The following is a 25,943-nucleotide window of genomic DNA, read 5'->3' on the forward strand; positions in this document are numbered from 1 at the left end:
GCGCGGCACTCTCTGCGCTTGCCATGGATTCCGGTAACTTTCATGCTCAAAGACCTGTTGCTCGCGCTCGCCAGTACCTCCGTGCTCATGATCGGAGTGGCCCAAGCCGAAGAATCGTCTGACGCCTCCCTGGTGTTGCTGACGGAAAACTTCCCGCCCTACAACATGGCGAAAAACGGCAAGAACTTCGCCAAGGACGAGAATGTCGAAGGCATCGCCGTGGACATCATGCGCGAAACCTTCAAGCGTGCTGGCATTTCCTACAGCCTCACTCTGCGTTTTCCTTGGGAGCGGATCTACAAACTCGCCCTGGAAAACCCCGGCTACGGCGTGTTCGTGATGGCCCGCCTGCCGGAGCGCGAAGCGCTGTTCAAATGGGTCGGCCCTATCGGCCCGGATGACTGGGTGATGCTGGCCAAGGCCGACAGCAAAATCCAGCTCGACGAGCTGGCGCAGGCGCGGCGCTACAAGATTGGCGCGTACAAGGGCGACGCGATTGCCGAGACCCTGGAGAAGCAGGGCCTCAAGCCAGTGCTGGTGCTGCGTGACCAGGACAACGCGCAAAAGCTGCTGGATGACCAGATCGACCTGTGGGCCACCGGCGACCCGGCCGGCCGCTACCTGGCGCGCCAGGTCGGTGTGACCGGGCTCAAGACCATCCTTCGCTTCAACAGTGCCCAGTTGTACCTGGCGCTGAACAAGGACGTGCCGGACGAAACGGTGGCCAAGCTGCAGGCAGCGTTGGATCAGTTGCGCGAGGAAGGCCTGCTCGACCAGATGATGGCGCGCTATTTGTAGCGATAGGTGCCGTTCTTGCCGTGCCCTGCCATCGCCTGATTGCTGCGCACGCTGATCATCAGTTTGATATCAATCCAGTCCACGCCCTGGGCCTTGAGCTTGGGCAGCTCGCGTTCGAGCACCGCCAGGGTTTGTGGATACGGATGGCCGATCATCACCGCTGAGCCCTGTTTATGGGCCAGTTTGATGGCGCTCTGCAATTGCGTGGTGATCGCGGCTTCGGTGCGTTCGTCGTCGAGGAACACATCCCGCGAGACGCTGGCCAGGCCGATCTTCTGCGCTTCGGCGGCGCCGACGGTCTGCGCGCTGGTGCGGCTGTCGACAAAGAACTTGTGGCGCCGTTGCAACTCGCCCATCAGCCAGGCCATGGCTTCGGGCTGGGCAGTCATGCGGCTGCCCATGTGGTTGTTGATGCCGGCGGTGTAGGGCACGGCCTTGAACGCAGCGTCCAGGCGCTTGCCGAGCTCTTCGATAGGCAACTCGGGGTGCCAGGCGAACGGGCCGGTGGCCGGGTCCATGGGCATGTGCAGGATCACGATCTTGCCGGCCTTGTGCGCTTCGCGGGCGAATTCGGCGGCGTGGGGCGTGTCGGGCATGATCGCCGTGGTCACCGGGCCGGGCAGGGCCAGCACACGGCGATCCCGGGGCAGGTTTTGCCCCAGGTCGTCGATGATCAGGGTCAGGTAGGCTTTGTGCGGTTCGCTGGCCGGGGTCGCGTGGGCGACCCCGGCCAGGCTGCACAGTGCAGCGATGATCAGGGCAACGCGCATATCAACGGCTGCGCGTGATGCTCAAGCCCTTGAGCAGGCTCAACGCCTGGGCCAGTTGGTAGTCATCGTCCTGCGGCATCGGCTTGGCCTTGGCACTGCTGCCGGTCGGCTGGTCGGCGCCGCCGTTGCCATTGCCGAGGTGGCCTTGCAGGTCGGCTTCCTTGTAGTACTCGCTGTCGACCTCGTTGGTGATCTTGGCCTTGCGCACTTCGATGTCCGGCACGATGCCCTGGGCCTGGATCGAGCGGCCGTTCGGCGTGTAGTACAGCGCGGTGGTGATTTTCAGGGCGCGCTCGTTGTTCAGCGGCAACACGGTTTGCACCGAGCCTTTGCCGAAACTGGTGGTGCCCATCAGCACACCGCGCTTCTGGTCTTGCAGGGCGCCGGCGACGATCTCCGAGGCCGAGGCGCTGCCGCCGTTGATCAGCACGGCCAGCGGCACGTTTTCGCTGAGGTCGTTGCCGGTGGCCGAGAAGCGCAGTTCGGAGTTGGCGATACGGCCCTTGGTGTAGACGATCAGGCCTTTGGTGATGAAGTGGTCGACCACTTCCACCGCCGACTGCAGCACGCCACCGGGGTTGTTGCGCAGGTCGAGCACGATGCCGTTGAGCTTCTTGCCGTTGTCTTTGCGCAGCTTGGCCAGGGCCTTGGCCACTTCGTCGCCGGTCTTGACCTGGAACTGGGTGATGCGGATGTAGCCGTAGCCCGACTCCAGCAACTGGCTCTTCACGCTCTTGACCGTGATGGTCGCGCGGGCCAGGGTTACGTCGAACGGCGCACCGCCGTCGCGCACCAGGGTCAGGGTGATTTTCTGGCCGATCTTGCCGCGCATCTTGTCGACGGCTTCGGTCATGGTCTGGCCACGGGTCGGCTGGCCGTTGATCTTGACGATCAGGTCACCGGCCTGGATGCCGGCCTTGGACGCCGGGGTGTCGTCGATCGGCGAGACCACTTTGATCTGGCCGTCTTCGGCGCCGACTTCAATGCCCAGGCCACCGAACTCACCGCTGGTGCTTTCCTGCAGCTCGGCGAAATCTTCCGGGCCGAGGTAGGCGGAGTGCGGGTCGAGGTTGCTGAGCATGCCCTTGATGGCATTTTCCAGCAGGGTCTTGTCGTCCACGGGTTCGACATAGGCTGCCTTGATCCGGTCCATGACCTCGGCAAAGGTGCGCAACTCGTCTAGCGGCAACGGCGCCTTGGTGGTCGCGGCCATGCCGGCGGGTGCAGCCGGTGCGGCCTGGTCGGCGAAAGCCAGAGGCGCGCCGATCACCAGGGCGATCGTCAGGGCCAGCGAAGTGAGGCGGGACAAATGCAGCATGTCGAACGAACTCCTAATGTAGATGCGACCCTATCCTTGGGTGCGGCACCATTGTGCAGGATCGCTCGGGCGGCCCTGCTGACGAATAGCGAAGTACAGCGCCGGGGTGTCCTGGCCGCCACTGTTACCGACAGTGGAGATGGATTCCCCGGCTTTTACCACATCACCTGCCGACTTGAGTAAAGTCTGATTGTGGCCATAAAGACTCAAATAGCCATTACCGTGGTCGAGAATCACCAATAAACCGGCGCCCCGCAGCCAATCGGCAAACACCACGCGACCGCCGTGGACGGCGTGGACCTGGCTGCCGGCGGCCGCGCTGATCATCACCCCATCCCACTTGGCGCGGGTGTCATCGCCGCGGGTTTCCCCAAAGCGTGCCAGCAGTCGACCATCAACCGGCCACGGAAGTTTGCCGCGCGCGGAAGCAAAAGGCCCGCCGAAGGATTCGCCCGCGCTGGAAACCAGCGGCCCGGGCGCTGCGTGCGCCGGTTTGCGCGGTGCCGGGGCGTCGCTCGTGGCTGCCAGTTCGGCCTCACGCTGGCGCTTTTTTTCCGCTTCCTGCTGGGCGATCAGCGCTTTCTGTCGCGCTTCTTCGGCCTCGCGTGCCTGGCGAGCCAGGGTTTCTTCGATGGTTTTCAACACTTTGCCGAGGTCGGCCTGGTCCTGCTCGCGGGCTTGTAGCTTGGCGTCGCGGGCCTTTACGTCGTCATTGAGCTTGGCCAGGGCCAACTGGCGTTCCTTGCGCACCTTGTCGAGCTGGTCGCGCTGGCTGTCGAGGCTGCTTTTCTGGTCGAGCAGTTGCGATTGCTGGTCGGCGATTTCCTGTTCGACGTTGGCCAGTTGGCGCAGGGTCTCGTTGAAGCCCTTCAATTGGGCAAGGCGTGCCTTGCTCAGGTAATCGTAGTAGGTCAGGGTGCGCGCGAATTTTTCCGGGTTCTGCTGGTTGAGCAGCAGCTTGAGGTACTCCTGGCGGCCACTCTGGTAGGCGGCGCGGGCCTGGATCGCGATCAGGCGTTGCTGTTCAACGCGGGCGCTCTGGAGTTTTTTTTTCTCAGCGTCGAGTCGCTCCAGTTCCGACTCGCTCTTCTTTAATTCTTTTTGTAGCTCCTGGACCTGCTTCTCCAGCTTGCCCATCTCGGTTTCCGTGCCGCGCAGGTCTTTCTGCACCCCGGATTTCTCTTCCTGGAGCTTGCCGAGCAGTTTTTTCAGCTCGGTGATGTCCTGACGCGTAGCGTCCAACTGTTGTTGGGTTTGCGCGCGCTCATCGGCAAATGCCGGTTGGAGCAGGCAGACGAGAGCGAGGGTAATCAAGGCGCGAAGCATAGAGGCGGGCGACACCAGGGAAAGGGACGGCCTAGTATGCCCGGCAAGCGCTGCAAAAAAAACGCCCAATTCGGGCTTCTGGGCAAGATAGGTGCCGAGCGGCAGTGGTATGGCGAAAAGACACCTACCCAACACAGAGAGCCTAGTGTGAGAGGGGGCTTGCCCCCGATTGCGGTGTGTCAGCTGAATAGGTGTTGGCTGACCCACTGCTATCGGGGGCAAGCCCCCTCCCACATGTGGTTTAGATCAGACCAGAATCGAGGTGCCGGTCATCTCTTTGGGCTTCTCCAACCCCATCAACATCAGCATGGTCGGCGCCACATCGGCCAGCACGCCGCCTTTGCGCACTTTCAGGTCGCGCTTGCCGACGTAGATGAACGGCACCGGCTCGGTGGTGTGGGCGGTGTGGGCTTGCCCGGTGGACTCGTCGGACATTTGCTCGCAGTTGCCATGGTCGGCGGTGATCAGCGCTTCGCCGCCGACTTTTTCCAGGGCGTCGACGATGCGGCCCACGCACAGGTCCAGGCATTCCACAGCCTTGATCGCGGCGGCCAGGTTGCCGCTGTGGCCGACCATGTCGCCGTTGGCGTAGTTGACCACGATCACGTCATAGCGCTGGTTATCGATGGCGTCGACGATCTTGTCGGTGACTTGCGGCGCGCTCATTTCCGGTTGCAGGTCGTAGGTCGCGACTTTCGGCGACGGGATCAGGATGCGCTCTTCGCCCGGAAACGGTTCTTCGCGGCCGCCGGAGAAGAAGAAGGTCACGTGGGCGTACTTCTCGGTTTCGGCGATGCGCAGTTGGGTCTTGCCGTTTTTCGCCAGGTAGTCGCCCAGCACGTTTTCCAGGCTGCCGGGAGCAAAAGCCGACGGGGCCGGGATGTTGGCGGCGTATTGGGTGAGCATCACGAACTCGATTTTCGGCTGGCGCGCGCGTTCGAAGTCCTTGAAACCCGGGTCGACGAACACATGGCTCAGCTCGCGGGCACGGTCGGCGCGGAAGTTCATGAACACCACGGCGTCGCCGTCTTCCACTTTCACCGGCTCGCCGATGGTGGTGGCCTTGACGAACTCATCGCTCTCGCCACGCGCGTAGGCGGCTTCCAGGCCTTCCTGGGCGGTGGCGGCGTTGAATTCGGCCTGGCCGTCGACGATCAGGTTGTAGGCCTGGGACACGCGGTCCCAGCGGTTGTCGCGGTCCATCGCGAAATAGCGACCGACCAGGCTGGCGATGCGGCCCTTGCCGAGGGCGGCGAAGGTGGCGTCCAGCAGTTCGATCGACGATTGCGCGCTTTTCGGCGGCGTGTCGCGGCCGTCGAGGAAGGCGTGCAGGTAGATCTTGTCGGCGCCGCGCTTGAAGGCCAGTTCGGCCATGGCCACGAGGTGGTCCTGGTGGCTGTGTACGCCGCCGTCGGACAGCAGTCCCATGAAATGCACGGCCTTGCCGGCGGCGACGGCTTTATCGACGGCCGCGCAGATGGTCGGGTTCTCGAAGAACTCGCCGTCGCGGATCGCTTTGGTCACGCGGGTGAAGTCCTGATAGACCACTCGTCCGGCGCCGAGGTTCATGTGGCCGACTTCCGAGTTGCCCATTTGGCCGTCCGGCAGGCCCACATCCATGCCCGAACCGGAGATCAGCCCGTTGGGCAAAGTGGCGGTCAGGCGGTCCAGCACCGGCTTGTTGGCCGAGTACACGGCGTTGTCGTGGTGGCTTTCACTGTGTCCGAAGCCATCGAGAATTATCAGGACCAAAGGTTTAGGCGTCGTAGTCATAGATCCTCTCGCGGCGGTAATTGATGAAGGGGATTGAAAAGGGAGTGGCAGTTTAAAGCGAAGTTCCGACCACGTCACCGCTTTACGGGGGTTGGCCCCCCCTGACGGCTGTGTATACTTACCGCCATTTTAACGCCCTGGAACCTCCTTGATGGTTGATCACCTGATTGCATTTGCCACTGCCCACTACCTGCTCGCGGGTGCCTTCGTCATCCTGCTGGCGCTGCTGATCGCTCATGAAATGAGCCGCGGTGGCCGCAGCCTGAGCACGTCGGAGCTGACCGCGCTGGTCAACAAGGATGAGGCCGTTGTCGTGGATATCCGTCCGGCCAAGGATTTTGCCGCCGGTCATATCGTTGGCGCCCTGAACATTCCCCAGGACAAGCTGATCGCGCGCCTGGCCGAGCTGGAAAAGCACAAGGCCAAGACCATTATCCTGGTCGACGCCCAAGGCCAGCATTCCGGCACCCATGCCCGCGAAATGCTCAAGACCGGCTTTACCGCCGCCAAACTGTCTGGTGGTATCAGCAGCTGGCGCGCCGACAACCTGCCGCTGGTGAAGTGATATGAGCCAGGTTGTCGTGTATTCCAGCGATTGGTGCCCTTACTGCATGCGGGCCAAGGCCTTGCTGGAGAAGAAGGGGGTTGCCTTCGAAGAGATCAAGGTCGATGGCAAACCCCAGGTGCGCGCCGAAATGGCCCAGAAGGCGGGACGCACGTCCGTGCCGCAGATCTGGATCGGCGCCAAGCACGTCGGTGGATGCGATGACCTGTTTGCCCTTGAGCGCGCCGGCAAGCTGGACGCGCTGCTTCACGTCTGACTCCTAAACCCTAAAAGACCCAAGATCAAGAAGGATCTGCGATGACTGACCAACAGAACACCGAAGCAGCAGAAGCCCAAGGCCCACAGTTTTCGCTGCAGCGCATCTATGTGCGTGACCTGTCGTTCGAAGCGCCGAAAAGCCCGGCCATCTTCCGTCAGGAGTGGACCCCAAGCGTCGGGCTGGACCTGAACACCCGTCAAAAAGCCCTGGAAGGCGACTTCCACGAAGTCGTGCTGACCCTCTCGGTCACCGTCAAGAACGGCGAAGAAGTGGCCTTCATCGCTGAAGTGCAACAGGCCGGTATCTTCCTGATCCAGGGCCTGGACGAAGCGTCCATGAGCCACACCCTGGGCGCGTTCTGCCCGAACATCCTGTTCCCGTATGCCCGCGAGACCCTGGACAGCCTGGTCACCCGTGGCTCGTTCCCGGCGCTGATGCTGGCTCCGGTGAACTTCGATGCCCTGTACGCGCAAGAGCTGCAGCGCATGCAACAGGAAGGTTCGTCGACGGTTCAATAAGTCGATGCGCTAAAAAATGTGGGAGGGGGCTTGCCCCCGATTGCGGTGTGTCAGCTGAATAGGTGTTGGCTGACCCACTGCTATCGGGGGCAAGCCCCCTCCCACATTTGTTATGTGTGTTACTTGAAGCCGAGTTGGCGCCAGCCTTCGTAGACGGCGACGGCGACGGTGTTCGATAAGTTCAGGCTGCGGCAACCTTCGCGCATCGGCAAACGCAGGCGATGGCCGTCGGGCAGGGCGTCGAGCACCTCGGCGGGCAGGCCACGGCTTTCCGGGCCGAACAGGAAGGCGTCGCCGTCGGCGAAGCTGGCGTCATGGAACGGCCGCGAGCCCTTGGTGGTGAACGCGAACAGCCGAGGGTGGCCGAGGCTTTCCAGGCAGCTGGCGAGGTCGGCGTGGCGTTGCAGGGTGGCATACTCGTGGTAGTCCAGCCCGGCGCGGCGCAGGCGCTTGTCGTCCATGTCGAAGCCCAGCGGCTCGATCAAATGCAGGTGGCAGCCACTGTTGGCGCACAGCCTGATAACGTTGCCGGTATTCGGCGGAATTTCTGGTTGAAAAAGGATGACGTGAAACATGCACGGCTCCGAAGGCAAAGATGCGCTGCATTCTACCCTCGAAGAAGACCCCAGGCCGAAGCTATTGCCAAGGGTTTTGGGCTCTTTGGCGATTGTCGGCCTGATGGTAGGCCTGATGATCGGGCGCCTGACCGCCCCGGACCCGGTCGAATTGCTGCAGGTGACGCCGGCGGCCAACGGTGTGGTGGTGTGGTTCAACAGCGAACCCAAGCTGCATGGCGAGCATATCGACGGCACCGTGGCGCTGTTGTTCGACGCGCAGGGCAAGGCCGCCAGCGGGCAGCTCAAGGTCAATGACAAGGATGTGAACTGGCGCGTGCGCAAGACCGATGGCGGCCTGTTGCTCAACCTGGTGGCGGCGCGGCCGTTGCGTGGGGAATGGTCGGGAGAGGAAGCTGAAGGCCGCTGGCGGCTGGAGATCCATCTCCAAGAGCAATAAAAGAGGGAGTTCCCGGCCTGCCTGTACCAGGGCTCCCAAAACGGGATGAAGCCATCCGGCTTCGTGTTAAAGAGGGAATCCCCGGCCTGCCTGTACCGAGGTTCCCGAAAGCGGTGTGGAGCGCGACGCGGTTCGCATCAAGCACCCCGGGTGTAAAGAGGGGATTCTCGGCCTGCCTGTACCAAGGTCCCCGAAACTGGGTTGTATCAGGGTTATTGCAGGGCGCGTGCCACACTGGCCAAGTTGCTCGAAAAAAACGCTCCAGACAGCGAAAAGCCCCGGAATACGGGGCTTTGGCGTTTTTGGTTGTCTGATTTCAGGCGGCGGTGCGAAGGTTTGAGGTGTTGGCGCCGTGCCCGATGCCGGTTCATGGTGCATTGAAGCGGTGCATGGTCGCCAAACCTTGCGCAGATCCAAATGTGGGAGGGGGCTTGCCCCCGATTGCGGTGGATCAGTCATGTAGATGCCGACTGACATGCCGCTATCGGGGGCAAGCCCCCTCCCACATTGGATCTTCAGTGGGGCTGAAATTCAGCCCTCGTCACCGTCGTCATCATCCGCGCCATCGACCTTCATCCCCAGTTCCTTGATCTTGCGCGTCAGGGTATTGCGGCCCCAACCCAGCAGCACGGCGGCATCGCGACGGCGGCCGGCGGTGTGCTTGAGGGCGGTTTCGATCATGATCCGTTCGAAGGCCGGTACGGCGCTGTCCAGCAGGTTCGACTGGCCGCGTGCCAGGGCCTGGTCGGCCCATTGGCGCAGCGCCTGTTCCCAGTTGGTCACGGGGGCCGAATCCTGCGGCAGGCTGAGCAGCTCCGGCGGCAGGTCGCTGATATGCACTTCGCGCCCGGACGCCATGACCGTGATCCAGCGGCAGGTGTTCTCCAGCTGGCGCACGTTGCCGGGCCACGGCAGGTTCTTCAGGTATTCCTCGGTCTCGCTTTTCAGCAGCTTCGGCTCGACGGCCAGCTCCTGGGCGGCGCGGCTGAGGAAGTGGCGCGCGAGGGTCGGGATGTCTTCGCGACGGTCCGACATGCGCGGGATGTGGATGCGGATCACGTTGAGGCGGTGGAACAAGTCCTCACGGAACTTGCCCGCATGCACCAGGGTTTCCAGGTTCTGGTGAGTCGCGGCGATGATACGCACGTCAACCTTGACCGGCGTATGCCCGCCCACACGGTAGAACTCGCCGTCCGCCAGCACGCGCAGCAAGCGGGTCTGGGTATCGGCCGGCATGTCGCCGATTTCATCGAGGAACAGCGTGCCGCCGTCCGCCTGTTCAAACCGCCCGCGCCGCAGGTTGGCCGCGCCGGTGAAGGCGCCTTTCTCGTGGCCGAACAGCTCGGACTCCATCAAGTCCTTCGGAATCGCCGCCATGTTCAGCGCGATGAACGGCGACGCCGCCCGCGGGCTGTGGCGGTGCAGGGCGTGGGCCACCAGTTCTTTACCGGTGCCCGACTCGCCGTTGATCAGCACGGTGATGTTGGAGTGGCTCAAGCGCCCGATGGCGCGAAACACTTCCTGCATCGCCGGCGCTTCACCGATGATTTCCGGGGTGCGGGTCAGGGCGGGCGGGGCTTCCTGGTTCTGCTGTTCCTGGGCGTGCTGGTTGGCGCGCTTGACCAGCGCCACCGCTTCGTCCACGTCGAACGGCTTGGGCAGGTACTCAAAGGCGCCGCCCTGGTAGGACGCGACAGCGCTGTCCAGGTCCGAGTGCGCGGTCATGATGATCACCGGCAGGCGCGGGTGCTGCTCGCGAATCCGCGCCAACAGGTCCAGGCCGCTGGCACCGGGCATGCGGATGTCGGAGATGATCACGTCGGGCTGCTGGCGCGCCAGGCGGCTCATCACCCCATCAGCGCTGTCGAAGCTCTGGGTGGTCATGCCTTCCTGTTGCAGGGCTTTCTCGAGGACCCAGCGGATAGAACGGTCGTCATCGACGATCCAGACAGTTTCACTACGGCTCATGTCGATGGGGCTCCTTGTTCCAGAGGCAGAAAGATCGAGAACGTGGTGTGGCCAGGATGGCTCTCACATTCGATCAGACCCTGGTGCTGGCTGATGATGTTCTGGGTAATGGCCAGGCCCAGCCCGGTACCGTCCGGGCGGCCGCTGACCATGGGGAAGAAAATGGTTTCCTGCAGTTCTGCTGGAATGCCCGGGCCGTTGTCGGTGATTTCGACTTTGGTCACCAGACGATGGCGCACGTGGCCGATGGTGAACTGGCGCAAGGCGCGGGTGCGCAGGCTGATGCGGCCCAGGCGCAGCTCGTTCTGGCTGCTGATGGCCTGCATGGCGTTGCGCACGATGTTGAGCACCGCCTGGATCATCTGCTCGCGGTCGATCAACACGTCGGGAATGCTCGGGTCATAGTCGCGCACCAAGGTAATGCAGCCTTGGCTTTCGGCCTCGACCAACTGGCAGACACGCTCCAGCACCTCATGCACGTTGGTCATCGCCAGCGACGGCAGCTTGTTGGAGCCGAGCATGCGGTCCACCAGATTACGCAGGCGGTCGGCCTCTTCGATGATGACGTTGGTGTAGTCCTTGAGGTGCTCGTCCGGCAGCTCACGAGCCAGCAACTGCGCCGCGCCGCGAATCCCGCCCAACGGGTTCTTGATCTCGTGGGCCAGGCCGCGCACCAGCATCTTGCTGGTTTCCTGCTTGGACAACTGCGCTTCTTCCTTGGTGATGCGCAGCAGGCGGTCACGCGGGTGGACTTCGAGCAGCAGCAGGGTGCTGCCGTTGCTCAGGATCGGGGTCACGGCGTAGTCGACGGTCAGGGTCTGGCCGGTCAGGGCGGTGAGCATCGCTTCGCGCTTGGTGAACGGATGTGCCTGCTCCACTGCCTGGCGCAACGAGCTCAAGGCTTCGGCCGACTCGGTGAACAACTCGCTGATGAACTGCCCATGGCTGCGCTGCCCGCTGATGGCCAGGAGCATCTCCGCCGCCGGGTTCATGTACTCAAGGCGCAGGTCGTCATTGAGCAGGATGGTCGCGGTGGTCAGGTTGTCGAGTAACAAACGGTGCAGTGCATCGCTGATGGTCATCAGGACCTCTTTTGGAGCAAGGCGCGGGCTTGAGGCACACGCTGATACAAGGAAAATGCAAAAACCAAACCAAGGCTCCGAAAAGAAGCGTTTAAGCCCTGAAATAAGGGTTTAAGGCTCGAAACTGTGGCGTTCTGCCAGCTTCATCGGGAAGTTTCGAACCAAAATGGGCTGGGTCGGTGGGAAGGGTGCAGGCTGTCGCACCAATATAGTGCGATTATGTGACGATTGTTCAGGAAGCGCGAATTCACACAAATCAAATGTGGGAGGGGGATTGCCTCCTCCCGCATTTTTGGATCGGGTTTACCGTTTTAGTTTTTGTAGATACACAGCTCGGCGGTCGCGCGGATCATCGCCAACTGCTGCATCGGCTCATTGAGCGGCTCATGCACGGCTTCGGCCAGCCATTGCGGGCACTGTGGGTCGGTGCGCTGCGGGCTGAAGTCGGCCAATTGCTGCAGCAGGCGTTTTTGCAGTTGGTCCAGTTGCGGGCGGATCTGCTTGACCAGGTCCGGGCGCGGATCGTCGGGGGCCTTGCCCTGGAACTGCCAGTCGGAAAGATGGGCGTACTGCACCAGTTTGTTCGCTTCGATCTGTGCCGAGAAGAACTGCCCGGCGGCGACAGGGTCCAGCTTGTAGCTCGGGGCCTGGGCGACGACGCTGGCGATCACCTCTTGCTCGCGCTTCTTGTCTTCTACGGGCTTGTGGCTGTCCCACTTGCTCAGGGCGACCTGGTCGGCGATCGCCAGGCGCTCGGCGATGCTGTTGAGTAAAGGTTCGAGGCTGGGCGGCGCAGCGCTCGCACTGACACTGACGAATAACAGAGCGAACACAAGTCGACGGTTCAATGCTGATCTCCTTGTGGGAGGGGGCAAGCTCCCTCCCACCTTTTTGATTGGGTTTGCAGGTGCGGAGCTGTGTAATCCCCGGGCAAAAAAAGACCTCCCGAAGGAGGTCTTTTTCGATCACGCCACGTTAAGCGACGCTACCGGATCAGCAGCTGTAGTACAGCTCGTATTCCAGTGGGTGTACGAAGGTGCGGACTTTGATTTCTTCTTCGCTTTTCAGCTCGATGTAGGCATCGATGAAGTCGTCGCTGAATACGCCGCCTTTGGTCAGGAACGCACGGCCCTTGTCCAGCTCTTCCAGGGCTTCTTTCAAGCTGCCGCACACTTGTGGGATCTCTTTGGCCTCTTCAGGCGGCAGGTCGTACAAGTTTTTGTCGGCGGCGTCGCCTGGGTGGATCTTGTTCTGGATGCCGTCCAGGCCAGCCATCAGCAGTGCAGCGAAGCCCAGGTACGGGTTGGCTGCCGGGTCCGGGAAGCGGGCTTCGATACGGCGAGCGCGCGGGCTGGACACGTAAGGAATACGGATCGATGCGGAGCGGTTACGAGCCGAGTAGGCCAGCATTACCGGTGCTTCGAAACCTGGGACCAGACGCTTGTAGGAGTTGGTCGACGGGTTGGTGAAGCCGTTCAGGGCCTTACCGTGCTTGATGATACCGCCGATGAAGTACAGGGCGGTGTCGGACAGGCCGGCATAACCTTCGCCAGCGAAGGTGTTCTTGCCATCTTTAGCGATGGACAGGTGAACGTGCATACCCGAACCGTTATCGCCGTACAGAGGCTTAGGCATGAAGGTTGCGGTACGGCCGTAGGCATCAGCCACGTTGTGTACGCAGTACTTCAGGGTCTGGACTTCGTCAGCCTTGGCAACCAGGGTGTTGAACTTCACACCGATTTCGTTCTGGCCGGCAGTCGCCACTTCGTGGTGGTGTACTTCGATGACCAGGCCCATTTCTTCCATGGCGTTGCACATGGAGGTACGGATTTCGTGGTCGTGGTCGAATGGCGGAACTGGGAAGTAGCCACCTTTGATACCTGGACGGTGGCCTTTGTTGCCGCCTTCTACGTCCTGGTCGGACATCCACGAACCTTGTTCGGAGAAAATCTTGAACATGGAGCCGGAGATGTCGGACTTGAACTTGACCGAATCAAAGATGAAGAATTCTGGCTCTGGGCCTACGAATACGGTGTCGCCGATACCGGTCGACTTCAGGTATTCCTCGGCACGCTTGGCGATCGCACGTGGGTCGCGGTCGTAGCCTTGCATGGTCGAAGGCTCGATCACGTCGCAGACGATGATCAGGGTTGGGTCTTCGGTGAACGGGTCCAGCACGGCGGTGCTGTCGTCCGGCATCAGGATCATGTCGGAAGCTTCGATGCCTTTCCAACCGGCAATGGAGGAACCGTCGAACATTTTGCCTTCTTCGAAGAACGCGTCATCCAGCGCGTCGCGAGCCGGCATGGTCACGTGGTGCTGAGTGCCTTTTGTGTCCGTGAAGCGCAGATCAATCCACTTAACGTCATGATCTTTGATGAGTTGAACCGACTTCGACATGGTGTCCTCCGGGGTGGCTTCGGGCTGGGTAGTGGAGTTAGCCCTTAGAATGTGGGTGATGCCGGCGCGGATAGTCCGCCATGGCAACCTGCCTCACAAGAGAGCAAATTGCATGCCAGTGCGCCAACATGGCCTTTTTGCGTCAAAATGGCCCCTATAACAGTGCAAACCGCCGAAATGGAATAAATAACGCACTGCAATGTGGCGCTCATTTGCATAAATGACCTGTTTTGGTGCGTTGCGCCGTTGATGCATATTAACTGGTTAAACCTTGAGCGATTTCCGCTATAATCCGCGCCCCCCTTTTTCGGCAGGCCCTGTGCGCGCTGTTTCCATGAAATTAATCGTTAAAGTCTTCCCCGAGATCACCATCAAAAGCCGACCGGTACGGATGCGTTTCATCCGTCAGTTGGCCAAGAACATCCGTGCCGTGCTCCGCGATCTGGACCCGGCTGTGGTGGTGAACGGTGTGTGGGACAATCTCGAGCTGGAAACCCGTGTCACCGACGCCAAGGCCTTGAAGGATATGACCGAGCGCCTGAGCTGCATGCCGGGCATCGCGCATTTCCTGCAGGTCGACGAGTACCCGCTGGGCGACTTCGACGACATCACCGAAAAGTGCAAACAGCACTTTGGCAGCGAGCTTGAAGGCAAGATTTTTTCGGTGCGCTGCAAGCGTGCCGGCAAGCACCCGTTCAGCTCCATGGATGTGGAAAAATACGTCGGCAGCAAGCTGCGTCGCGAGTGCGGCGCAGCCGGAATTTCCCTCAAGGCGCCGCAAATTGAAGTGCGGATGGAAATTCGCGACCAACGGTTGTTTGTGATCCACAGCCAGCACAATAGCATTGGTGGCTACCCGCTCGGCGCCCTGGAACAGACCCTGGTCTTGATGTCCGGCGGTTTCGATTCCACGGTGGCGGCCTACCAGATCATGCGCCGCGGCCTGATGAGCCACTTCTGCTTCTTCAACCTGGGCGGGCGTGCCCACGAATTGGGCGTGATGGAAGTCGCGCACTATATCTGGAAGAAGTACGGCAGCTCCCAGCGCGTGCTGTTTGTCAGCGTGCCGTTCGAGGAAGTACTGGGCGAAATTCTCGGCAAAGTCGATAACAGTCATATGGGCGTAGTATTGAAGCGTATGATGTTGCGCGCAGCGTCCCGAATTGCCGATCAACTGCAGATCGACGCGCTGGTGACCGGCGAAGCGATTTCCCAGGTATCCAGCCAGACGCTGCCGAACCTGTCGCTCATCGATTGCGTGACCGAGAAGCTGGTGCTGCGCCCGCTGATCGCCAGCCATAAGCAGGACATCATCGACCTGGCAGAACAGATCGGCACCGCCGACTTTGCCAAGCACATGCCTGAATATTGCGGGGTCATTTCGGTGAACCCCAAGACCCACGCCAAGCGCAACCGCGTGGAGTATGAAGAACAACAGTTTGATATGGCGGTTCTGGAGCGTGCGCTCGAGAACGCCAAACTGGTCCCGATCGATCGTGTCATCGACGAGTTGGGCCAGGATGTGCAGATCGAAGAAGTCAGCGAAGCCCTGGCCGGTCAGATCATCATCGACATCCGTCACCCGGATGCCGCTGAAGACGAGCCGCTGGAAATCGCTGGCATCGACGTACAAACGCTGCCGTTCTATGCATTGAACGCGCGTTTCAAGGAACTGGATAACAGCCGTCAGTACCTGCTGTATTGCGACAAAGGCGTGATGAGTCGCCTGCATGCCCACCATTTGCTCAGTGAGGGGCATGCCAATGTGCGCGTTTATCGACCGAGCTAAGAGCCCGGGGCTGTTTGCCTGTGGCCTGCGTCACCGGCCCCCCGACTCTGCCGTCAAGCTGTAACGGCAAGGCCTGACTCTACTGTTAATCGCTGCCACGACCTGTCAGCACACCGAATCCTCTGATCGAGATACACAAGTGATCGAAAATCTACGTAACATCGCCATCATTGCTCACGTTGACCATGGTAAAACCACCCTGGTAGACAAACTCTTGCGTCAATCCGGCACCCTGGAGCGCAACGAGCTCAACGACGAGCGCGTGATGGACTCCAACGACCAGGAAAAAGAGCGCGGTATTACCATCCTGGCTAAAAACACCGCTATCAACTGGAACGGCTACCACATCAACATCGTGGATACCCCGGGCCACGCCGACTTCGGCGGCGAAGTAGAACGCGTAATGTCGATGGTCGACTCCGTTCTGCTGCTGGTTGACGCTCAAGACGGCCCTATGCCGCAAACCCGTTTCGTGACCAAGAAGGCGTTCGAAGCCGGCCTGCGTCCGATCGTGTGCATCAACAAGGTTGACCGTCCAGGCGCGCGTCCGGATTGGGTTCTGGACCAGATCTTCGATCTGTTCGACAACCTGGGTGCTACCGAAGAACAACTGGACTTCCAGGTTATCTACGCTTCGGCCCTGAACGGTATCGCCGGTCTGGATCACACCGCCATGGCGGAAGACATGACCCCGCTGTACCAGGCCATCGTTGACCACGTTCCACCACCGAAGGTTGACCGTGACGGTCCGTTCCAGATGCAAATCTCGGCACTGGACTACAACAGCTTCCTGGGTGTTATCGGCGTTGGCCGTATCGCTCGTGGTAGCGTCAAGCCGAACACTCCGGTTGTCGCTATCGGCGCCGACGGCAAGAAGCGCAACGGTCGTATCCTGAAACTGATGGGTCACCACGGCCTGCACCGCATCGACGTTGAAGAAGCGTTCGCCGGCGACATCGTGTGCGTCAGCGGTATGGACTCGCTGTTCATCTCCGACACCCTGTGCCAGCCGGACACTGTCGAGGCGATGAAGCCTCTGACCGTCGACGAGCCAACCGTTTCCATGACCTTCCAGGTAAACGACTCGCCTTTCTGCGGTAAAGAAGGCAAGTTCGTGACCTCCCGTAACATCAAGGAACGTCTGGACAAAGAACTGCTCTACAACGTGGCACTGCGCGTTGAAGAAGGCGACTCGGCTGACAAGTTCAAGGTTTCCGGCCGTGGTGAGCTGCACCTCTCGGTACTGATCGAAACCATGCGTCGCGAAGGCTTCGAAATGGGCGTAGGTCGTCCTGAAGTGATCATCCGTACTGTTGACGGCGTGAAGCAGGAACCGTTCGAAAACGTCACCATCGACACCCCTGAAGAATCCCAGGGCAAGGTCATGGAAGAGATGGGCCTGCGTAAGGGCGACCTGACCAACATGGTGCCGGATGGCAAAGGCCGTGTGCGTCTGGAATACAACATCCCTGCGCGTGGTCTGATCGGTTTCCGTAACCAGTTCCTGACCCTGACCAACGGTGCTGGCATCCTGACCTCGATCTTCGATCGCTACGACACCATGAAGTCCGGCGACATGTCCGGCCGTCAGAACGGTGTTCTGGTTTCGGTTGAAACCGGCAAGGCGCTGACCTACTCCCTGGAAACCCTCCAGGCGCGTGGCAAGCTGTTCGTTGAACACGGTCAAGAGATCTACAACGGTCAGATCGTTGGTCTGAACAGCCGTGACAACGACATGGGCGTCAACCCAACCAAAGGCAAGAAGCTCGACAACATGCGTGCTTCGGGTAAAGACGAAACCATCGCTCTGGTTCCACCTGTTCGCTTCACCCTGGAACAGGCCCTGGAATTCATCCAGGACGACGAGCTGTGCGAAGTCACGCCTAAGTCGATCCGCCTGCGTAAGAAGATCCTGGACGAAGGCGAGCGTACCCGCGCTGCCAAGAAAGCCAAGAACTGAGTTAACTCAGGCTGAATGAAAAACGCCCCCGGTCGAAAGGCCGGGGGCGTTTTTTTATGTCTGCAGGTTTTGTGCTGAATGTGCCGACCCTATCGGGGGCAAGCCCCCTCCCACATTTTGAAGGCGTTCACAAATCAAAACTGTGGGAGGGGGCTTGCCCCCGATAGGGCCCTTGAGAGCCCTGCAAAACATGGATCAGAACTTATCGAGCGTCTTGAAATTGGTCTCGCGCACCACTTCCTTGGGCTTGTACGCGCAATACCCCGGCCGCGGGCCGATTTTCGGGTGGTTGCGGCAGGTATCCGGGCGCTTGTCATAAATAGTGCAGAAGCGCGTCTTACGATCCAGGTACAGGCAGTCGTTGTTGCTCATGCGCTGCAGGGTGAAGATCTCGGATTTGCTGTTGTAGCGCTCGACGATGCCTTCCTTCTGCAAACGCTTGGCGATGTTCTTCGGCGGGTCGCCGCGCTCGAATTCATCGACGATGCCAATGCGGATCAAGTCTTTGATCTTCACTTCGACCGGCAGCGTGCAGCAGCTGGACACGCAGCCTCCGCACATGTGGGCGGAATATTTCTGCCAGGTCTCGAGACGGTCGAGTTCCGCGGCGGCGATCAGTTGAGGCTTCATCAGGGTTCCAAGGTGGGGCGGTATCCGGGCGCGCGATCATACCGGGATTGATGGTTTTTTGAACAATATTTTCGGGTTTTCAGCTCGAAGGCGGCTCGAACAGTGATCGGGCACGACCCCTGCATTAAATTCATGCAAAGGTGAATGAGTTAAAAAACTGCCGAACCAGCGCGTCGACCGCCGGTCTGACCGACTAGGCTCTAGCAACTCCTTCAATCTCGCCCGAGGTCACACCGATGTCTCAGGAACCGCTTGCACGAGAAGCAGAGGTAGCCGCATTTCGCGATGCTGTCTTGACCAAACTCACCTACGCGGTGGGCAAAGACCCGGATCACGCCTTCGACCATGACTGGTTCGAAGCCATTGCCCTGGCCGCCCGCGACCAGATGGTCGATCACTGGATGAACCATACGCGGCAAATCTACCGCAAAGGCCAGAAGCGGGTGTATTACCTCTCGCTGGAATTCCTCATCGGCCGCCTGCTCTTCGACAGCCTGAGCAACCTCGGCCTGCTGGAGATCGCTCGCGAAGCGCTCACCGAGTTGGGTGTCGACCTGGAACGCATCCGCCTGCTGGAGCCCGATGCAGCGCTCGGCAACGGCGGTCTGGGACGCCTGGCAGCGTGCTTTATGGAAAGCATGTCGACCCTGGGTATTGCCGGCCATGGTTATGGCATCCGCTATGAGCACGGGCTGTTCCGCCAGGCGATTGTCGATGGCTGGCAGCAGGAACAGACCGAGCGCTGGCTGGATTTCGGCAACCCGTGGGAGTTCGAACGGGCTGAAGTGATCTACTCGATCGGCTTCGGCGGCAGCGTCGAAACCCTCGCCGATGCCGGCGGCAAGCTGATTCAGGTGTGGTCGCCCAGCGAAACCGTGCGGGCCGTGGCCTACGACACTCCGGTGGTCGGCTGGCGCGGCGCCAGCGTCAACACCCTGCGGCTGTGGCGTGCGCGCGCCGTGGAAGACCTGCACCTGGAGCGCTTCAACGCCGGCGACCATTTGGGCGCCGTCGCCGAAGTGGCCCGCGCCGAAAGCATCTCCCGAGTGCTTTACCCGGCCGACAGCACCGAAGCGGGGCAGGAACTGCGCCTGCGCCAGGAATACTTCTTCGTCTCGGCCTCGCTGCAAGACCTGCTGCGCCGCCACAAGAACATGCACGGCTCGGTGCTGAGCCTGGGCGAACATGCCGCCATTCAGCTCAACGACACGCACCCGTCCATCGCGGTCGCCGAGTTGATGCGGCAACTGGTGGACCTGCACGATATTCCCTGGGAAGCGGCGTGGGACGTCACCGTCGAAACCCTGTCGTACACCAACCACACACTGCTGCCCGAAGCCCTGGAAACCTGGCCGGTCGGCCTGATGGAGCGCATGCTGCCCCGGCACATGCAGATCATCTACCTGATCAACGCGCAGCACATCGACTCGCTGCGCGCCAAGGGCATCCACGATTTCGACGTGCTGCGCGCCGTGTCGCTGATCGAAGAAGACAACGGCCGCCGCGTGCGGATGGGCAACCTGGCGTTCCTCGGCTCCCATAGCGTCAACGGCGTATCCGGCCTGCACACCCAACTGATGCGCAGCACGGTGTTCTCCGAACTGCACAAGCTGTACCCGGAGCGCATCAACAACAAAACCAACGGCATCACCTTCCGCCGCTGGCTGTACCAGGCCAACCCCCAACTCACCGGCATGCTCGTCGACGCGCTGGGTGCGGACATCCTCGACAAGCCCGAACAGCGCCTGATCGAACTCGAACCGTTCGCCGAGAAGCAGGCCTTCCGCAAGGCCTTCGCCGAACAACGCCTGCACAGCAAGCGCGCGCTGGCCGAGATCATCCATGAGCGTCTGGGTATTGCGGTCAACCCGGCGGCGATGTTCGACGTGCAGGTCAAGCGCATCCACGAGTACAAGCGCCAGTTACTCAACCTGCTGCACACCGTGGCGCTGTACCAGGCGATCCGTGCCGAGCCCGAGACCGACTGGGTGCCGCGAGTGAAGATCTTCGCCGGCAAGGCGGCGGCGAGCTATCACCAGGCCAAGCTGATCATCAAGCTGACCAACGACATCGCCCGCACCGTCAACAACGACCCCACCGTGCGCGGCTTGCTCAAGGTGGTGTTCCTGCCCAACTACAACGTCAGCCTGGCGGAAAGCATCATCCCGGCGGCGGACTTGTCGGAGCAGATTTCCACCGCCGGCTTTGAAGCATCGGGCACCAGCAACATGAAGTTCGGCCTTAACGGCGCGCTGTCCATCGGCACCATGGACGGCGCCAACGTCGAGATGCACGAGCGCGTGGGCGGCGAGCACATGTTTATCTTCGGCCTCAGCGCCCAGCAGGTGGAGGCCCGTAAGCACGCCGGTGAATTCCACGCCGGGCCGGACATCGCCGCGTCCCATCGTTTGAGCGATGTGTTGCAAGCGATTCGCGGCGGGGTGTTCTCGCCGGACGATCCGGGCCGTTATGTGGGCTTGATCGATGGGCTGATCGAGTACGACCGCTTCCTGGTGTGTGCCGACTTCGATGCCTACTGGGAGGCGCAGACCCGGGTCGACGCGCATTGGCATGATTCCAAGGAATGGTGGCGTTCGGCGGTGCTCAATACCGCGCGGATGGGCTGGTTCTCTTCGGACCGGACGATCCGCGAATACGCCACCGAGATCTGGAAAGCGCTCGACTAAACACCCCAAAACCAAAATGTGGGAGGGGGCTTGCCCCCGATAGCGGACTGTCAGTTTGCAGATATGTCGACTGGCACACCGCTATCGGGGGCAAGCCCCCTCCCACATTGGTCTCGCGTCGATATACTAGGTCCCGGTTTGCTTAGGGAATATCGACCATGCAATGGATTTTCATGCTGATTGGGCTGGCGCTCGGCTGGACGCTCGATGAGTCGTTCGGCGACGCGGGCATCGGCGCGCTGCTGGGGTTGGGCATTGGCCAGGCGATTCGCCTGTCGATGCTGGCTTCGCGCACGGATGAACAAGGCCGTCAGTTGGAGACCGCGCAGAAAGCGCTCACCGCGCTGGAACAACGCCTGGCGCAAATGGAAAAGCCTGCACCCGAACCTGCGCCGCTGGCGCACAGTGTGGTGGTCGAATCCCCCGTCGCCGAATCCGCCCCGCCGGCCAAGGCCCCCGAGCTTATCTGGGAATTGCCCGCCGAACTGGCGCCGACCCCCGTCACCATTGCCGCCGAACCAAGCCAGGCGTTACCGGCGGATGTGTGGACGCCTGCCGAGAAACCGCCTGCACCTGAACCGGTTATCCCCCGAGGCCCCAACCTGATCGAACGCGCCATCCGCGGCGCGCGCAATTGGCTGTTCGGCGGCAATACCGTGTTGCGCGTCGGCGTGGTGCTGCTGTTCCTCGGCCTGGCCTTTTTGCTGCGTTATGCCACCGAAGGCATGGTGGTGCCGATCGAACTGCGTTATGCCGGGGTTGCCGCCGCCGCCTTGGGCCTGCTGGGCCTGGGCTGGTGGTTGCGGCTGCGCAACAGCAATTACGGCTTGATGCTGCAAGGCACCGGGATTGCGGTGCTGTACCTGACGGTGTTTGCCGCAATGCGCCTGCACCCGTTGATCGACCCGGGCGCGGCGCTGGGCCTGCTGGTGGCGGTCACGCTGTTTTCGGCGATTCTGGCGATCACCCAGGATGCGTTGGGCCTGGCCTGCGCAGCGGCGCTGGGCGGTTTTGCCGCGCCGATCCTGACTTCCACCGGCGCCGGCAGCCATGTGGCGCTGTTCAGCTACTTCGCCCTGCTCAATGCCGGCATCCTCGCCATCGCCTGGTTCAAGGCCTGGCGCCTGCTCAACCTGATCGGCTTTGTCGGCACCTTCGGCATCGGCTTCGCCTGGGGCCTGCGTTCGTATGCGCCGCAGTTGCTATGGAGCACCGAGCCGTTCCTGATCGTGTTTTTCCTGATGTACCTGGCCATCGGCCTGCTGTTCACCCGGCGCAAATTGCTGGAGATGAACGACGCGCCCGAGGACGACAGCCGGGGCGCGCTGCTGCGCTGGTCGGCGGCCAAGGGCGATTATGTCGACGGCAGCCTGCTGTTCGGTCCACCGCTGGTGGGCTTTGGCTTGCAGTTCGCACTGGTCCAACACCTGGAGTTTGCCGCTGCGTTCAGCGCCCTGGGCCTGGGCATCATCTACATGGGCCTGGCCCGACTGCTCAGTGGCGGGCGTGCCTTGTTGCTGGCGGAAACCTGTCTGGCCCTGGGCGTGATCTTCGCCAGCCTGGCGATTCCCCTGGGCTTCGACGCGCGCTGGACCGCAGCGGCCTGGGCGGTGGAAGGCGCCGGGATTTTCTGGCTCGGCCTGCGCCAGCAACGGCCGTTGGCGCGGGTGTTCGGCCTGTTGTTGCAACTGGGCTCGGCGCTGGCCTTCCTCAGTGAACTGCGCGTCGGCGCACACACAATGCTGGACGGTGCGCCATTGGGCGCGCTGTTGCTGGGCACCGCGTTGTTGTTCAGCTTCGCGCAGTTGCGCAACGCCTCCACCGAACAGGCGGCGGCTTGGGAGCGCAAGGGCTTGCCGGTGTTGGCCAGCCTCGGGCTGACCTTCGTGTACCTGCTCGCACCGCTGCTGTTGCTGACCCAGGGCACCGCCATCAGTTGGGCGCTCGCCGGCCTGGCGACGCTGTATGTGGGCCTGCGCATCGGTTCACGGACCTTCCTGTTCACCGCGTTCGCCGTGCAACTGCTGGGTGGCGCGTTGTTCCTGTTGCGCCTGCAAGGCGGTGATGGCGCGGCGGTATTCAGCGCGGGTTGGGGCGGTTTGCTGACGGCCTCGCTGATCGGGCTGGCGTTGATCGGCGGCATGCTGCTGGCGGCCCGTGACGACATGGTGCGCAGCGACGCGCGCCTGTTGCGCGGGTTGTCGGTGGTGCTGCTGGCCGGCCTGGTGTTGATCAACCTGGCCGTGCTGTTTGTGCTGCCTTGGGAAAGCGCCAGCGGGGTGTGGGCGGCGAGCGGTCTGCTGATCATCTGGTTGAGCCTGTACCTGCAACAGCGCGTCAGTTTTGTGTTCGGTTTGCTGCTGCAACTGATCGGCGGCGCGTCGTTCCTGCTGGCGGTGCCGGAACTGCTCGGGCCGTTGACCAATGAAGGTTTGCGTCCGTTGGCGCACAGCGGCTTCTGGACGCCGATGGTGTTGGGCCTGGCCGCTCTGGTCGGCGCCTGGCGCTTGCAGCGCGAACCTCATGCGCCGGTGTTTGCCGTGCTGAAACTGCAACGCCTGTCCGACCTGTTGCTGGTATGGGGCGCGGCCTGGTGGGCGCTGGCGCTGATCGGCGAAGTGCTGCGGTTTATCCCGCAGGCGTTGCAGGGCGCGTTCCTGCTGGGTATCGCCGCGGCGAGCGTGGCGCTCTGGACGTTGCTCGCGGCGCGCCTGCGCTGGGCCTCGCTGGCGATGCTCTGCACCTTGCTGATGCCGGCGGCGGCAGCGGTGTTGCTGGTGTCTGCCCATAGCTACTATCACCCGGCGGCGCAGTTCGGCTGGCTGGCCTGGCTGGCGGTGTTCGCGGTGCATTTCATCTCATTGCGGCGCTTGGCGGCGGTGGCTCCGGCCAAAGTACTGAGCGTTGCCCATGTGTTGGGTTGCTGGATGTTGATCGGCGTCCTGGCGCTGGAGCTGCGCTACGGCCTGTTGTTGCTGTCGAGCGAATACAACGCCTGGCGCTGGCTGGGCTGGGCGATCCTGCCGAGCCTCTACCTGGTGCTGGCGGCTGCGCCGCGCAGTTGGCCATGGCCGGTGTCGGCCTATGGCAAGGAGTACCGCGTGCTGGCGGCGCTGCCGTTGGCGGTGCTGATGCTCGGCTGGTTCTGGCTGGCCAATACGTTCAGTGACGGTACGGCCAAGCCGTTGCCCTATGTGCCGCTGATCAACCCGCTGGACCTGGGCCTGCTGTTTGCCCTGCTTGGCGTGTATCTGTGGTCGCGCAGTGTGGCGCCGCAGCGCGGGCCGCGTGCCGAACGGATCGCCCAAGGGGTGGCGGGGGCTTCGCTGTTTGCGTTCTTCACGGCGCTGGTGATGCGTACCGCCCACCATTGGGGCGGCGTGCCGTTTCACCTGGACGCGTTGCTGGAGTCGATGCTGGTGCAAGCTGGTTTGTCGATCGTCTGGACCCTGATTGCCCTCGGCCTGATGATCGGCGGTCACCTGCGCCATCGTCGCGAAGTTTGGCTGATCGGCGCGGCGTTGATTGCCGTGGTGGTGGCCAAGTTGTTTTTTGTCGAGCTGAGCAACCGTGGCGGCCTGGCGCGGATCGTGTCGTTCATTGGCGTGGGCGGGTTGTTGCTGGTGGTGGGTTACTTCGCACCGCTGCCGCCCAAGCGCGCCGAACCTGTGTTGGAAACTGAAGGAGCATCCTCTTGATCGGTAAGTTGAGCGTGGCGGTAGTGGGCGTGTGTGCGACATTGTCGGTATGGGCCCAGGAAACGCCCGCCGACTTCTCCGCCCAGGTGCCGCTGAGTATCAGCGGCAACGGCCCGTGGTATCGCCTCGAATTGCCGCTGGCCGTGCAACTGAGCGCGCGCCAGGCCGACCTCAGCGATCTGCGCGTATTCAATGCCGCCGGTGAGCCCCAGGCCTACGCGCTGTCGCGCCAATCCGCGCAACACACCGAGAACCGTAACGTTGCCGATGTGAAGTGGTTCCCGCTGTACGCCGCCGACACCCGCGAAACCTTGCCGGCGGTGGTGATGAAGTCCAGCGCCGAAGGCACCTTGCTGGAGGTGCGCCCCTCCACGGCAACCACGACCGGCCAGCAGGTGCTGCGCGGCTGGGTGCTCGACGCCAGTGCGATCAAGGCGCCGTTGCAGCAACTGAGCCTCGACTGGAGCCACGAGCAAGAAGGCTTCCAGCGATTCAGCATCGAAGCCAGCGATGACTTGCAGCACTGGACGCCCTGGGGCGACGGGCAAGTGGCGCGCTTGTCGTTTGCCGACGAGCGCGTCGAGCAGCACGACGTCAACCTGCCGGGGCAAACGGCGCGTTACCTGCGCCTGTTGTGGCAGGGCCAGGCGGCGCCGCTGTTGACCTCGGCCAAATTGGTCAGCGCCACCCGCAGCAGCCTGCCGACGCCATGGGTGTGGTCGCAGCCGCTCTCCGGCACGCGGCTGCGGGCGGGGGAATACACCTGGCAGTTGCCGGCGGGGCTGAACGTCGAGCGCTTGCGCGTGGAATTGACACAACCCAATACGCTGGCGCCCGTGACCTTGTCGGGGCGACGCGACAGCAAGCAAGCCTGGCAGCCGTTGAGCAATGGTTTGCTGTACCGCCTGACCCAGAACGGCCAGGACGTGGTGCAGGATCAATTGCAGTTGCCGGGCCAGGCGGTCGCCGAACTCAAGTTGCAGGTGGATGAGCGCGGCGGCGGCCTGGGCACCGCCGCGCCGACCCTGCGGGTTGCCGTGCGCGCCACTCAGTTGGTGTTCCTGGCGCGGGGCGAGCCGCCGTTCACCCTGGCGCTGGGGAATGCCTCGGCCAAGGCGGCGAACCTGCCGCTGTCGACCCTGATCCCCGACTACAGCGCCGAGCGCCTCAACACCTTGGGGCAGGCCACGGTGGCGGGGGACGTCAGGGTCACGTCGCCAGCGCTCGTGGCCGCTGTCGACACCGAACCGAACTGGAAAAAACTCGGACTCTGGGCCGTATTGCTGCTCGGTGTGGCGGCGCTGGGGGCCATGGCTTACAGTTTGCTGCGCAAGCCTGCAGCAGCACGTTAAATAACGTCCATGAACTCTATTGGGTTTAAATCCTCT

At 62.0% G+C, this 25,943-nt stretch carries 20 protein-coding genes; 10 read left to right on the forward strand and 10 right to left on the reverse strand.

The features are described 5' to 3' along the window. Positions 1-42: 42 nt before the first annotated feature. Positions 43-798, forward strand: coding sequence for a substrate-binding periplasmic protein (locus tag PverR02_RS01780; protein WP_046385004.1), 756 nt, complete (start codon positions 43-45; stop codon positions 796-798). Here the strand turns inward: PverR02_RS01780 and PverR02_RS01785 are convergent. From PverR02_RS01785 to gpmI, 4 genes are all read right to left on the reverse strand, one after another. Further along, entirely contained in the window at positions 789-1,568 is a 780-nt protein-coding gene (locus PverR02_RS01785; protein ID WP_017849935.1) for a divergent polysaccharide deacetylase family protein, read from the reverse strand. The two genes, PverR02_RS01780 and PverR02_RS01785, sit on opposite strands and share 10 nt — an antisense overlap. A gap of 1 nt (position 1,569) precedes the next feature. Next, positions 1,570-2,886, reverse strand: a complete 1,317-nt coding sequence (locus PverR02_RS01790) for a S41 family peptidase (protein ID WP_046385002.1) — start codon at positions 2,884-2,886, stop codon at positions 1,570-1,572. Between the two features lie 30 nt (positions 2,887-2,916). Then, positions 2,917-4,212, reverse strand: coding sequence for a murein hydrolase activator EnvC family protein (locus tag PverR02_RS01795; protein ID WP_046385001.1), 1,296 nt, complete (start codon positions 4,210-4,212; stop codon positions 2,917-2,919). 246 nt (positions 4,213-4,458) lie between these two features. Then, positions 4,459-5,985, reverse strand: coding sequence for a 2,3-bisphosphoglycerate-independent phosphoglycerate mutase (gene gpmI, locus PverR02_RS01800; protein WP_079442661.1), 1,527 nt, complete (start codon positions 5,983-5,985; stop codon positions 4,459-4,461). Between the two features lie 151 nt (positions 5,986-6,136). On the opposite strand from gpmI, the gene PverR02_RS01805 reads away from it, so the two are divergent. From PverR02_RS01805 to secB, 3 genes are read left to right on the forward strand one after another with little or no spacing between them, the layout of a single operon-like run. Then, on the forward strand, positions 6,137-6,550 hold the full coding sequence (locus PverR02_RS01805; protein ID WP_017849931.1) for a rhodanese-like domain-containing protein: 414 nt from the start codon (positions 6,137-6,139) through the stop codon (positions 6,548-6,550). Position 6,551: 1 nt separating this feature from the next. Next, positions 6,552-6,806: a glutaredoxin 3 gene (gene grxC / locus PverR02_RS01810; RefSeq protein WP_046384999.1), complete on the forward strand. Its 255-nt coding sequence runs from the start codon at positions 6,552-6,554 to the stop codon at positions 6,804-6,806. Between the two features lie 41 nt (positions 6,807-6,847). Then, entirely contained in the window at positions 6,848-7,327 is a 480-nt protein-coding gene (gene secB, locus PverR02_RS01815) for a protein-export chaperone SecB (protein ID WP_017849929.1), read from the forward strand. A gap of 119 nt (positions 7,328-7,446) precedes the next feature. Here secB and PverR02_RS01820 read toward each other — a convergent pair whose 3' ends face one another. Further along, positions 7,447-7,902 carry a tRNA (cytidine(34)-2'-O)-methyltransferase gene (locus PverR02_RS01820; RefSeq protein ID WP_017849928.1) on the reverse strand — a complete coding sequence of 152 codons (456 nt, stop codon included), beginning with the start codon at positions 7,900-7,902 and terminating at the stop codon, positions 7,447-7,449. On the opposite strand from PverR02_RS01820, the gene PverR02_RS01825 reads away from it, so the two are divergent. Then, positions 7,901-8,341: a hypothetical protein gene (locus tag PverR02_RS01825; RefSeq protein WP_079442662.1), complete on the forward strand. Its 441-nt coding sequence runs from the start codon at positions 7,901-7,903 to the stop codon at positions 8,339-8,341. The two genes, PverR02_RS01820 and PverR02_RS01825, sit on opposite strands and share 2 nt — an antisense overlap. A gap of 531 nt (positions 8,342-8,872) precedes the next feature. Here the strand turns inward: PverR02_RS01825 and ntrC are convergent. From ntrC to glnA, 4 genes are all read right to left on the reverse strand, one after another. After that, entirely contained in the window at positions 8,873-10,309 is a 1,437-nt protein-coding gene (ntrC, locus tag PverR02_RS01835) for a nitrogen regulation protein NR(I) (protein ID WP_017849926.1), read from the reverse strand. Then, complete coding sequence (gene glnL / locus PverR02_RS01840) at positions 10,306-11,391, reverse strand: nitrogen regulation protein NR(II) (RefSeq protein ID WP_017849925.1); 1,086 nt, start codon at positions 11,389-11,391, stop codon at positions 10,306-10,308. The genes ntrC and glnL overlap by 4 nt, the downstream gene beginning before the upstream one ends. A 311-nt stretch (positions 11,392-11,702) precedes the next feature. Then, positions 11,703-12,239, reverse strand: coding sequence for a chorismate mutase (locus PverR02_RS01845; RefSeq protein ID WP_079442663.1), 537 nt, complete (start codon positions 12,237-12,239; stop codon positions 11,703-11,705). A 145-nt stretch (positions 12,240-12,384) separates the two neighbouring features. Next, positions 12,385-13,791: a glutamate--ammonia ligase gene (gene glnA / locus PverR02_RS01850; protein WP_017849923.1), complete on the reverse strand. Its 1,407-nt coding sequence runs from the start codon at positions 13,789-13,791 to the stop codon at positions 12,385-12,387. A 334-nt stretch (positions 13,792-14,125) separates the two neighbouring features. Between glnA and thiI the strand changes: the two genes are divergently transcribed. After that, complete coding sequence (gene thiI / locus PverR02_RS01860) at positions 14,126-15,580, forward strand: tRNA uracil 4-sulfurtransferase ThiI (RefSeq protein ID WP_046384997.1); 1,455 nt, start codon at positions 14,126-14,128, stop codon at positions 15,578-15,580. Positions 15,581-15,719: 139 nt separating this feature from the next. Continuing rightward, entirely contained in the window at positions 15,720-17,540 is a 1,821-nt protein-coding gene (typA, locus tag PverR02_RS01865) for a translational GTPase TypA (RefSeq protein ID WP_017849921.1), read from the forward strand. A 195-nt stretch (positions 17,541-17,735) separates the two neighbouring features. On the opposite strand, the gene PverR02_RS01870 is transcribed toward typA, so the two are convergent. Then, the gene (locus tag PverR02_RS01870; protein ID WP_017849920.1) at positions 17,736-18,170 is read right to left on the reverse strand and encodes a YkgJ family cysteine cluster protein; all 435 of its coding nucleotides are present in this window, start codon (positions 18,168-18,170) and stop codon (positions 17,736-17,738) included. A gap of 236 nt (positions 18,171-18,406) precedes the next feature. Between PverR02_RS01870 and PverR02_RS01875 the strand changes: the two genes are divergently transcribed. The 3 genes from PverR02_RS01875 to PverR02_RS01885 all read left to right on the forward strand — a co-directional run bounded on the left by PverR02_RS01875 (position 18,407) and on the right by PverR02_RS01885 (position 25,907). Continuing rightward, entirely contained in the window at positions 18,407-20,857 is a 2,451-nt protein-coding gene (locus tag PverR02_RS01875; RefSeq protein WP_079442664.1) for a glycogen/starch/alpha-glucan phosphorylase, read from the forward strand. 158 nt (positions 20,858-21,015) lie between these two features. Next, positions 21,016-24,555, forward strand: a complete 3,540-nt coding sequence (locus PverR02_RS01880; RefSeq protein ID WP_079442665.1) for a DUF2339 domain-containing protein — start codon at positions 21,016-21,018, stop codon at positions 24,553-24,555. Further along, entirely contained in the window at positions 24,555-25,907 is a 1,353-nt protein-coding gene (locus PverR02_RS01885) for a DUF3999 domain-containing protein (RefSeq protein WP_079444975.1), read from the forward strand. The genes PverR02_RS01880 and PverR02_RS01885 overlap by 1 nt, the downstream gene beginning before the upstream one ends. The last annotated feature ends 36 nt before the right edge of the window (positions 25,908-25,943 follow it).

The sequence above is a fragment of the Pseudomonas veronii genome, assembly GCF_002028325.1.
Lineage (GTDB): Bacteria > Pseudomonadota > Gammaproteobacteria > Pseudomonadales > Pseudomonadaceae > Aquipseudomonas > Aquipseudomonas veronii.